The following is a 12,366-nucleotide window of genomic DNA, read 5'->3' as shown; positions in this document are numbered from 1 at the left end:
ATTAACTCACCTTTTTAACGTACCGCACCTTTTTCCAGCATCCATAAATTAAATTTTGTAAAGTCAAAAATAACGATGCAATACTATTCTTATTATCTGCTTCCTTGAATAACTTATAGTGCCACTTTACTAATTTTAAATAGCCATGATTAGATATTGATCCTGACCGTTTTCTATACTGTGCCAGCACTTTATCATAATGATAACAGTTTGCCTTTTTGATTACTTTCAGCCACATGGCATAATCGTTATTCTTTTTAATATCTGCAATCTGTATTTTGCCAATCTTCTCCGCATCATACATTACGGTCAAACACCCCGGCCAACAATAACGATACATTCCCATTTTCGTAATCTTCTTAGGTCCGGTTACTTTCACTCCATTCGTCACATTATTTTCATCAATTTCTTCATAACTAGTATATGAAAAAGAGTATTTATTTTTTTTCATATACTTTATTTGTTCTTCCAGCTTAGTCGGATACCATAAATCATCACTGTCCAAAAATGCAATCCACTTACCCTTTGCATTTTTTAATGCTTTATTTCTTGATACAGCAGCACCAGAATTTTTTTTGTTTTTTAAATAAATAATTCGGTCATCATCATACTTCGATACAATCTCATCTGTATTATCAGTTGAACAATCATCAACTATCAACAGTTCCCAATTTTTGTATGTTTGCTCTAATACAGATTCTATTGTCTTACTAATAAATTTCGCAGTATTATATGAGGGCATTATTATTGAAACTAACTCGTTCATTACTTCAATCCTTTTAGTAGTTCTTTTGCTTCGTTCTGTTTTTTATCGTATTCTTCTTTACTTATCTGTTTTGTTTGGAGAAGATAATCCCCATAATCTGCAGCAGTTACACTACCTTCTTCTGTAATTCCCTCCTGCTTAATAAATGCTTTTTCAACAGTTTTAAAAAGAATTTTTAAATCACGCCTAAAAGAAACATGTTCTATATACTCCAAGTCATACTGCAATTTTCTATCCCATGAAATTGCATTTCTGCCACTTATCTGTGCAAGCCCAGACAATCCAGGTTTTGCAGTATGACGCATTCTTTGTTCTTCTGACATAAACACCATATCTCGAACTAACTGCGGACGTGGCCCTATCAGTGTCATCGTGCCATTTAAAATGCAAAATGCTTCTGGCAGTTCATCCAAAGAGGTAGATCTAAGCCATGCACCAAATTTTGTCAGACGCACTTCATCGGGCAGCAAGTTTCCCTCTGCATCTTTCTTATCTGTCATAGTCCGAAATTTATACATTTTAAAAATTCGTTCTTTTCCCGTTTTCGGATCAATCAGTCCAGGTCTATATTGAGTAAACAACACTGGACTTCCCAGTTTGATTCGAACCAGCAGAGCGATGATTGCATACAGCCAACAGAATACAATAATTGCCAATCCAGAGCAAAAAATATCAATCGCTCTTTTTATGTATCTTTCGTAAAATCCCATTTTACGGTACAATTTATGATTTTTTTCTTTCTTCATAAATCTCTCCTAAAACACTTCCTTATTCAAAGCAAGCCTTTATTACTTTAATAATTCTATCCTGCTGCTCTGCTGTCATTTTATTGTCACTTGGCAGACATAATCCTCTTGTAAAAATATCCATACCTACATCAGCTACTCCGCCTGCAATATACGCATTTGATCTGGCACGTCCGTTTCCATCTCTGACAACAAATGGATTCAAACGATAAATCGGCTGCATATGCATTGGTTTCCAAATTGGACGCCCCTCAGCATTAATAGATGCAATTGCTTCCAGAATCTCTGTCGGGCAAGACTTTCCTGTTTCTTTTACATAGCACACATCCTGCTCGCCACGAACCTGTTTGCACATGGCTTCCTTATTAATAATCAGACAAGACAGCCAATAGTTTGGTTCAGAATTTTCCAAATCCATCGGATTCATAGATACTGGCAGTCCTTTTAATCCCTCTTTATATCTCTCATAAATTGCTTTCTTCTGTGCAATATGTTCGTTCAAATAAGGGAACTGACCACGCACTACACCAGCAACTACATTACTCATACGATAGTTGTATCCAAGTTCTTCATGCTGATACCATGCAGCATTTTCTCTTGCCTGTGTAGACCATTTACGAACTTTATTTGCAGCCTCCTCATCGTCTGTCAGGAAGCAACCACCAGCACTTCCAGTAATAATCTTATTTCCATTGAAAGAAATAGTATTATACTTTCCAAATGTACCAGTCTGTACCCCTTTATATGTAGCACCCATAGATTCTGCTGCATCTTCTACTAAAATGGCACCATGCTTTTTAATGATTGCATTTAACTCATCTACTTTACCCGGAGTTCCATAAAGGTGCGCAACAACCACAACCTTTGTATCCGGATAAATTTCAAATGCTTTTTCTAATGCAACCGGATCCATATTCCAGGTATCATACTCTGTATCAATAAATACTGGCTCTCCACCTTCATAAACTACCGGATTTACGGTTGCATCAAATGTCATATCAGAGCAGAATACTTTCTTTCCCTCTAATGCACCATGCCCAACTTTTGGCATACCATATGCTTCAATACCCGCCAGTTTCATTGCCAGATGCAAGGACGCTGTTCCTGCTGATAATGCAACTGCGTATTTGCAGCCGATATATTCACATGCCATTCTTTCTACTTCATTGATATTCTTACCAACTGTGGACATCCAGTTTGTTTCATACGCTTCTTTCACATATTCAATTTCCGGACCATGCATGGTTGGGCTGCTCAACCATACTTTAGACTCAAATTTTTCAAATTTATTATTTACTTTAAACATAACTTTCTACCTCTTTTCGCCTAATCTCATTTTTTCAGAATGTATTAACTTGTTATTAAGCAATCTCTTTATTTACGTCTTCCGGTCTTTTAAATGTTGGAACAACACTTCGGAGAGCTTCTTTTGCAATCAGATCATCACCTGTATCACATGCATCTCTAAGTACATTAATCTTTTTATAGATTTCTTCTTTACTCAGTGCATTATCTCTTTCAATGAAAATCATACTGTTGTCTGTTTTATCGAGTTCTTCTGTCTTAACTAACAGTTCCTCATACAACTTTTCTCCTGGCCTTAATCCAGTTTCAACAATTTCTATTCCCTGTACACCGGACAGACGAATCATATTTTCTGCCAGATCCATAATCTTTACCGGCTGTCCCATATCCAGAACGAACAGCTCTCCATTATTGGCAATTGCACCGCTCTGAAGTACAAGCTGTGATGCTTCCGGAATTGTCATAAAATATCTGATGATTCGTTTATCTGTAACTGTAACCGGTCCGCCATTAGCGATCTGGCGTTTAAATAACGGAATAACTGATCCGGCACTGCCAAGTACATTTCCAAAACGTGTTGCACTATATTTTACTTTTCCGTGTGTACTTGCACTCTGGACAATCATCTCGCACATTCTCTTAGTTGCGCCCATAACATTTGTAGGATTAACTGCTTTATCTGTTGATACCATCATAAAGCGTTCTGCACCATACTCCTCACAAAGCTCCACCAGATTCTGTGTACCAAATACATTGTTGTAAATAGCTTCTACACAGTTATGCTCCATCAAAGGAACATGCTTATGAGCGGCTGCATTGATAATGATCTGCGGATGATATTTTTCAAATACTTTTTCCAGTGCTTTTCTATGAGTAATAGAGCAAATTTCAATCTGTAAATCCAGTTTATTTCCATAGGCAATCTTCAATTCCTGCTGAACATCATATGCACCATTCTCATAAATATCTAAGATAATGATTTTCTTCGGATTCATCTTTGCCAACTGTCTGCAAAGTTCTGATCCAATGGAACCGCCACCGCCAGTAATAAGTACTATCTTGTCTTTGTAGTAAGCATTTGTTCTTTCGTCAGAAACTACTAATGGTTTTCTAAACAGAAGTTCTTCAATATCAAATTCTCTAAGATGCCTCTTTCCACCTGCAGTATACATGGTCGGATAATCATAAACTTTCAACTTATATCCTGCATTTTTGTAATATTCATAAAGAGCTTTTTTCTTATCTGCATCCATTGATGGGATTGCAAAAATAATCTCCTGTACTTCAAACTCCCCTAATTTCTGAAAAGTAGCTTCATCTTCTGACCATACCGGGATACCATGTATTTCACGTCCAACTTTTTCTTTATTGACATCAATGAACCCTCTCGGTATATATGCCGCCTCTGAGTTATTTAAAAGATCTTCTGCAAGACCGACGCCAACTCGTCCGGCACCTATAATAGCAACTTTAATTTTCTGTACTTCCTTTTCATTTCCAGCTTCCATACCGGAAAACAGACGTAATAATATAGAAAGAATTTTTCCTCCAACTGTTTTCTGATTTCCGCATTTATATGCGTAGCGATACATCATACGCAATGCTAAAGCACCTAACAGATTCAAACTTGCTAAAGAAAGCATTCTGGCAAATGTAATTTTTTGAACTGGAAGCATAAGTTCCAGACACAGATACACTATAAAAGCGATAGTGTCGGTAAATAACAGACGGATATAGCACTGGATTCCACCATATCTCCATACCTGTCCATAGATTTTACCCAAAAGACGTGCTGCAAAAATACACAGTGCAGATAAGCATACTTGTTGAAGTATCCCCGTAGACGATAACTTATCCATTCCACCATAAATAACCAGTAGTATAATTGCTACTACTGCATATACGATCAGGTCATACCCGACCAACATCCATCGTATATTCGGCGTACTATTCTGTTGTGTACGTTTTAATTCCCTGTTATTTTCATTCGTTTTATTCATTGTGTACCCCCCCCCCACGAAAATCGGGAAGGTTTCATCCTTTCATATATTAATTTTCATTTATCTTCTTTACTGTTTCTCCAGTGGTGTAAATAAAACTGTTCCCTGTTCTGTTTCAGTTCCTATATTTAATGCACTGGTGCTTTTTACAATTGTTCCAGACTTCAATGTGCAGCCATCTCCAACTAGACAATATGGCTCTATCACAGAATTAGCTCCAATTACTGCTGCCTGCCCAATAGTATTTCCACAGCCGACAACAGCTCTTGGTTCAACAATACAGCCAGGCATTAAATTAGCTGATGGAGAAATAGTAGAATCCATATGAAATAAAACTGGAATATTGTAAAGTGCCTCCAATTTCTTGTTCCACTCAAGCCTTTCTACTCCATCGTCACATGCAGCTATTGCACAGTTATATTCCGGATAAAAACTTTCCACATCCTCCAGTTTTCCAATAGCTCCTTCTCTGTCATTATCTACAAAAGCGATTTCCTCAAAGCAACCCATTGACTCTGCTATCTCTTTTACATAATCTCCATATCTTTTAGAGGCTACAATTAATAATTTTCTTCCCATTTTCAACACACTCCTCATAATTATTTGTTTTTATTAGGTAAGTTCTTTAACACGACGACTAGCCTGTGAATGTTCTTTTTAAAGAGCATCCGCAGGCTAGGTCAAACCTCCTTATCATAATTTTTCAGCTTACAGTGTGGGTCAAAATAAGCATCCAAGAAACCATTCTTTTATATTTGTTCCCCCGCTCAATCGACACAACACAAAGAAAAATTATCATAACAAAATTCGACTAAGCCAGCGAAACCCCTGTAAAATCAAGGTTTTTCTTGGTTGTTCCTATTATACCGCTATCTCCTTTGGCTATATTAAATGCTTCTGGCAATTCGTCTAAGCTAGTTGCTCTAAGTATTTTTCCAAATTGGGTAAGCCTTTCACTATCCGGCAATAAATTTCCGCTTTCATCTTTTTCATCTGTCATTGTTCTAAACTTATATAATTTAAATATTTTCTCATCTTTTCCCGGTCTATCTTGTGTAAAAATCACTGGAGAACCCAATTTCACTCTAACCAATATTGCAATTATCAGATAGAGCCATGAAAAAACTATTATTGCGATTAAACTACATATCAAATCTAATGGTCTTTTTATATATTTTTCATATGGTCCATATGGCTTATGCTTTATTTTTTCCATTATAAATTCCTCTATTTTACTCGAAGCAACTCTTAATTACTTCAATAATTCTATTCTGCTGTTCTGCTGTCATTTTATTGTCACTTGGCAGACATAATCCTCTTGTAAAAATATCCATACCTGCATCAGCTACTCCACCTGAAATATACGCATTTGATCTAGCACGTCCATTTCCATCTCTGACAACAAATGGATTCAAACGATAAATTGGCTGCATATGCATTGGCTTCCAAATTGGTCTTCCTTCTGCATTAATAGATGCAATCGCTTCTAAAATCTCTGTCGGACAGGACTTTCCTGTTTCTTTCACATAACATACATCCTGCTCGCCACGAACCTGCTTACACATTGCATCTTTATCAATAATCAGACAAGACAACCAGTAATTTGGTTCAGAGTTTTCCAGATCCATTGGATTCATAGATACTGGCAGCCCTTTTAATCCTTCTTTATATCGCTCATAAATTGCTTTCTTCTGTGCAATATGTTCTTTCAGGTAAGGAAACTGTCCACGAACAACACCAGCAACCACATTACTCATACGATAGTTATATCCCAGTTCTTCATGCTGATACCATGCTGCATTTTCTCTTGCCTGAGTAGACCACTTACGCACTTTGTTTGCTGCTTCTTCATCATCAGTCAGGAAGCATCCACCTGAGCTTCCTGTAATGATTTTATTTCCATTAAAAGAAATCGTATTGTATTTTCCAAATGTTCCCGTCTGAACACCTTTATATGTAGCTCCCATAGATTCAGCAGCGTCTTCAACAAGAATTGCTCCATGTTTTTTTATGATAGAGTTCAACTCATTAATCTTTCCCGGTGTACCATAAAGATGAGCTATTACTACTACTTTTGTATCTGGATAAATTTCAAAAGCCTTTTCCAAAGCTACCGGATCCATATTCCATGTATCGTATTCTGTGTCAATGAATACCGGTTCCCCACCTTCATACACAATCGGATTAACAGTCGCATCAAATGTCATATCTGAACAGAACACTTTTTTACCTTCTAATGCACCATGCCCTACCTTTGGCATTCCATACGCCTTAATTCCTGCTAACTTCATAGATAAGTGTAAAGATGCTGTTCCGGCTGACAATGCAACCGCATGTTTGCAACCAATGTATTCACAGGCAAGTCTTTCAACTTCATTGATATTTTTTCCAACTGTTGACATCCAGTTTGTTTCATATGCTTCTTTTACATATTCAATCTCCGGGCCATGCATAGTCGGACTACTTAACCAAACCTTTGATTCAAATTTTTCAAAATTATTGTTCTCTTTAAACATATGTAATTACCTCTTTTATATCGTTCTATGTTGTGGCTATTCTTTATGCAATCTCTTTATTTACCTCTTCCGGTGTCTTGAATGTTGGAACAACACTTCGGAGAGCTTCTTTTGCAATCAGATCATCTCCTGTATCGCAGGCAGTTCTAAGAGTTTGGATTTTTCTATTTATTTCTTTCTCACTTACTGGTGTATCTCTTTCTATAAAGATCATGCTGTTGTCTGTCTTATCCAGTTCTTCTGTCTTAACTAACAATTCCTCATATAACTTTTCTCCCGGTCTTAATCCCGTTTCAATAATTTCAATTCCCTGAACGCCAGATAAACGAATCATATTCTCTGCCAGATCCATAATCTTAACAGGCTGTCCCATATCCAGAACAAATAATTCTCCATTATTCGCAATCGCCCCACTCTGAAGAACGAGCTGTGAAGCCTCCGGAATTGTCATAAAGTATCTGATAATTCTCTTATCTGTGACAGTAACCGGACCGCCGTTAGCAATCTGACGCTTAAACAACGGAATAACCGATCCTGCACTACCCAGTACATTTCCAAATCGTGTAGCACTGTATTTTACTTTTCCATGTGTGCTTGCACTCTGCACGATCATTTCACACATTCTCTTTGTCGCACCCATAACGTTGGTTGGATTGACTGCTTTATCTGTGGATACCATCATAAAGCGTTCTGCTCCATATTCTTCGCAAAGCTCTACCAGATTCTGTGTACCAAATACATTGTTATAAATAGCTTCTACACAGTTATGCTCCATCAGCGGAACATGTTTATGAGCTGCTGCATTGATAATGATCTGCGGATGGTATTTTTCAAATACTCTTTCAAGTGCTTTTCTATGAGTAATAGAACAAATTTCAATCTGTAAATCTAAGCTATTCCCATACGCTATTTTCAATTCCTGCTGAACGTCATAAGCACCATTTTCATAAATATCAAGGATAATAATTTTCTTCGGTTGCATCTTTGCCAACTGTCTGCACAGTTCAGAACCAATAGAGCCACCTCCACCAGTGATCAGCACAATTTTGTCCTTGTAGTATGCATTTGTTCTTTCATCCGAAACTACCAGTGGTTTTCTGAATAAAAGTTCTTCAATATCAAATTCTCTAAGATGTCTTTTTCCTCCTGCGGCATATACAGTTGGGTAATCATATACTTTCAATTTATATCCTGCATCTTTGTAATAATCATAAAGTGCCTTCTTTTTCTTAGCGTCCATTGATGGGATTGCAAAGATGATTTCCTGTACCTCAAATTCTCCCAAACGCTTAAATGTTGCTTCATCTTCAGACCATACAGGAATACCATGTATATCTCGTCCAACTTTTTCTCTATTAATGTCAATGAAGCATCTTGGTATATATGCTGCTTCAGCATTATTCAAAAGTTCTTCTGCCAGACTTACACCAACTCGTCCAGCACCGATAATTGCAACTTTGATTTTCTGAACTTCTTTTTCATTTCCTGCTTCTATGCCAGAAAACATATGTAATAATGTAGAAAGAATTTTTCCTCTTGTAGTTTCCTGATTTCCGCACTTATATGCGTAGCGATACATCATACGAAGTGCTAACGCTCCTAAAAGGTTCAAACTGACAATTGAAAGCATTCTGGCAAATGTAATTTTTTGAACTGGAAGCAGGAGTTCCAAACCCAAATACGCTACAAAAGCGATAGAATCAGTAAACAACAAGCGGATATAGCACTGAATTCCACCATATCTCCATACTTGTCCATAAATTTTACCCAAAAGACGTGCTGCAAAAATACACAGGACAGATAAACCAACTTGCTGAAAAATTCCAACAGGCGATAATTTATCCATTCCTCCATATAAGACTAAAAGAATTATTGCTACTACTGCATATACAACCAAGTCGTACCCGACAAGCATCCATCGTATATTCGGCGTACTTTGGTTTGTACGGTTCATATCCATATTTTTTTCATTTGATTGACTATTCATTGTGTACCCCCCCCCACGAAAATCGGGGAGGTTTTCATCCTTTCACTTTTTTATTTTTTCACTGTTTACTGTTTACTTGTAAGTGGCGTGAACAAAACAGTTCCCTGCTCTGTTTCAGTTCCAATTTGAAGTACGCTTGTTGATTTCACAATCGTTCCAGATTTTAATGTACAGCTATCTCCAATAAAGCTATATGGCTCCACTACTGTATTAGCACCAACAACTGTTGCCTGACCGATAGTGCTTCCACAACCAACAACTGCTTTCGGCTCAACAATGCAACCAGGCATTAAGTTAGCTGATGGAGAAATTGTAGAATCCATATGGGCTAAAACCGGAATATTATAAAGTGCTTCTAATTTCTTGTTCCATTCAAGTCTTTTTGCACCGTCATCACATGCAGCTATTGCACAGTTATATTCTGGATAAAAAGTTTCTACTTCTTCCAGTTTTCCAATAGCACCTTCTCTGTCATTATCTACAAAGGAGATTTCTTCAAAGCAACCCATTGACTCTGCTATCTCTTTCACATAATCTCCATATCTTTTAGAGGCTACAATTAATAATTTTCTTCCCATTTTCAATACACTCCTCATAATTATTTATTTTTATTAGGTAAGTTCTTCAACACGACGACTAGCCTGTGAATGTTCTTATTAAAAAGATCATTCGCAGGCTAGGTCAAACCTCCTTATCATAATTTTTCAGCTTATAGTGTGGGTCAAAATAAGCATCCAAGAAACCATTCACTTTCGCAGTTTCGTAACTTACTCGACACAACCATACAGAAAAATTATCATAACAAAATTCGACTAAGCCAGCGAAACCCTTGTAAAATCAAGGTTTTTCTTGGTTGTTCCTATTATACCGCTATCTCCTCTCCGCATATCAATGATTACAGCCCAGACTCAATCTCCAAGAGTCTGAGCCGTTTTTCCTTATAAAACTCTACTAATCGTCCTCAGCAGTGTGAGTCACACTACCGCTATGTCTTTGAACTGATGCAATAAACATTTCTGCGACAAATCATTGCCACAGTAGTTCCTGTCTTTAGTCTTGATGGCACTATCACCTGCCACTGTAAGCGGTGTCTTTAGTCCTGATATACTCATTCACGCCACGGTAGCTCATGTGTTTATTCTAGGTTCCACTCATCCACGCCACCGTAACTCCCTTGTTTATGCCGGATTACCCTACATGAATGAGTATCTCTGCGACCATGAGATTCTCACAGCCGCCTTGTTATCTCCAAGACCGGGATGAAATCACAGGTGATGTTATCATTGCTCAGTTCCGAAACCGCTATGTGAGAGTCACCGCAATGTCGGTACATCCTCTCGCAGTGCAGTCTGCCGGTTTTCTAACACCACGCCACCGTAAGAGGTGTATTTATGCCCGATTCCACTCTGGATTTTCTTCCAATTTTTAGCAACCAAAAGTGAACAAAAACATCGTTATTTAGTGCTTTTCGCCACTCACCGCCGTGGTTTGAACCTCAGAAATTCCCTCGGTACTTTCAGGCATAAACAGGATCTATACTTCTTTAAAGCGTTTACAGTATACCATCCTTTTTTTGACATTACAAGTACCATTTCGACAAAGCTCTTTTGTTACTTACTTTCTTTGTCCATTTTTCCAAGAGCATTTACCTGCCCTTCTTCCACGCCTTCTGTACTTTCCGGCATGAATAAAATCTTCACAGTTGCAAACATAATCATCAGATCCTCCAGCAAGCTGGGGTGGCTGATATACATCAGGTCCATAAGCAGCTTATCGTAAGGTGTGGTGTTATATTTGCCATATACCTGTGCGTATCCCGTAAGTCCTGCCTTTGCCTGTAAGCGAAGATGGAACTCAGGCATAACCTTCTCGTAATCTGCAGCAATAGATGGTCTCTCCGGTCTTGGACCAACAATGGTCATATCACCTTTTAAAATATTAAGAAGCTGCGGCAATTCATCAATCCTGCACTTTCTGATAATACGGCCAACCGGAGTAATTCTGGGATCATTTTCCCCGCTTGACAGTCTGGCCACTCCATCCTTCTCAGCGTTTACCTTCATGGAACGAAATTTTAGTACACCAAATTCATTTCCATCTTTGGTAAGTCTTGTCTGTTTATAAAACACAGGTCCTTTGTCATAGGCCTTAATTGCAATAGCTGTAATAACCATAATCGGAGACAAGACAACAGTTGCTACTCCTGCCATCATCAAATCAATCAGCCTTTTAAAAAACAGATATTCCGGTGTAGGTTCATATCTGCCAACCCGCAGCATAGGTAAATGAAACAGATGCACCTGCTGTGCACCACTCATAAGCACATCGCCAACTCGCGGAACCACATACACCCTCACATCCTGCTCAATGCAATACTTCAAAATAATATTTCTGTCGTGACTATGTATACCACTAAGAAAAACTGTATCCACCTTATTCAGCTTTTCAAGATTTTCCAGACATTCTTTCACCTGTATAATCTCTTCTATCTGAAATTTACGTTCCAAATCATACTGATTAATCAAGCTTTCCATTCCCTCTCTGACATCATAGACAATCATAGTTTTGCGCGGTGGAAATGATCTAAAATACCAGTGATGGGCTGTATAACACCACAAAGCAGACAAAAGAATTTGTCCACCGATTGCCAGAATGCCCGGTATCAGATTGGGAAATCCCTTTACCAGTAAAGCAATTACCAGATAACTAATTCCATCTGTAACCAGTGCTGCTAATACCTGACTATACACCATTTCCGATATCCGATTCACCGAAACCAGAAATCCATTATATACTCTGGCAAACAGAAAGTATACCACCATATACAAGGTAATCATCAAAAGATTACCGCGCCTGTAAAAGGAAGACTGCATCTGTCTTGAATAATAGCCATACCAGCAACAGGCAAAAGGAAATGTCAGACAGATAATATTCAGTACTTTTACCAGACGAAGGGGAATATCATGAACCAGAATTTTCGTTGTTTTATTTTCAATCTTCACACATAAGCTCCTCTTTTGATTTTCTGCATATACATATTCATGAA

General features: G+C 37.8%; 9 protein-coding genes and 1 pseudogene. All 10 read right to left on the bottom strand.

Annotation, left to right across the window (positions count from 1 at the left end):
- Position 1: 1 nt before the first annotated feature.
- Complete coding sequence (locus OCV70_RS12940; protein ID WP_117650456.1) at positions 2–766, bottom strand: glycosyltransferase family 2 protein; 765 nt, start codon at positions 764–766, stop codon at positions 2–4.
- Positions 766–1,512, bottom strand: coding sequence for a sugar transferase (locus OCV70_RS12935; protein WP_055282594.1), 747 nt, complete (start codon positions 1,510–1,512; stop codon positions 766–768). The genes OCV70_RS12940 and OCV70_RS12935 overlap by 1 nt, the downstream gene beginning before the upstream one ends.
- Before the next feature lie 22 nt (positions 1,513–1,534).
- Complete coding sequence (locus OCV70_RS12930) at positions 1,535–2,818, bottom strand: DegT/DnrJ/EryC1/StrS family aminotransferase (RefSeq protein WP_117650457.1); 1,284 nt, start codon at positions 2,816–2,818, stop codon at positions 1,535–1,537.
- A 55-nt stretch (positions 2,819–2,873) separates the two neighbouring features.
- Positions 2,874–4,817: a polysaccharide biosynthesis protein gene (locus tag OCV70_RS12925; protein ID WP_117650458.1), complete on the bottom strand. Its 1,944-nt coding sequence runs from the start codon at positions 4,815–4,817 to the stop codon at positions 2,874–2,876.
- 69 nt (positions 4,818–4,886) lie between these two features.
- Positions 4,887–5,396 carry an LbetaH domain-containing protein gene (locus tag OCV70_RS12920; protein ID WP_158583631.1) on the bottom strand — a complete coding sequence of 170 codons (510 nt, stop codon included), beginning with the start codon at positions 5,394–5,396 and terminating at the stop codon, positions 4,887–4,889.
- 277 nt (positions 5,397–5,673) lie between these two features.
- Positions 5,674–6,033, bottom strand: a pseudogene (locus tag OCV70_RS12915) (sugar transferase); the annotation flags it as partial.
- A gap of 16 nt (positions 6,034–6,049) precedes the next feature.
- Entirely contained in the window at positions 6,050–7,333 is a 1,284-nt protein-coding gene (locus OCV70_RS12910) for a DegT/DnrJ/EryC1/StrS family aminotransferase (RefSeq protein WP_118420046.1), read from the bottom strand.
- Positions 7,334–7,376: 43 nt separating this feature from the next.
- A complete protein-coding gene (locus OCV70_RS12905) occupies positions 7,377–9,320 on the bottom strand; it encodes a polysaccharide biosynthesis protein (protein WP_262579745.1) in 1,944 nt (647 codons plus the stop codon).
- Positions 9,321–9,385: 65 nt separating this feature from the next.
- Positions 9,386–9,898: an LbetaH domain-containing protein gene (locus OCV70_RS12900; RefSeq protein ID WP_262579743.1), complete on the bottom strand. Its 513-nt coding sequence runs from the start codon at positions 9,896–9,898 to the stop codon at positions 9,386–9,388.
- Between the two features lie 1,032 nt (positions 9,899–10,930).
- Entirely contained in the window at positions 10,931–12,322 is a 1,392-nt protein-coding gene (locus OCV70_RS12895; protein ID WP_262579742.1) for a sugar transferase, read from the bottom strand.
- Positions 12,323–12,366: the final 44 nt, after the last annotated feature.

The organism is Blautia acetigignens (genome assembly GCF_025566865.1).
Classification (GTDB): Bacteria; Bacillota; Clostridia; order Lachnospirales; family Lachnospiraceae; genus Blautia_A; species Blautia_A acetigignens.
This window is presented reverse-complemented; position numbering and strand designations above follow the sequence as displayed.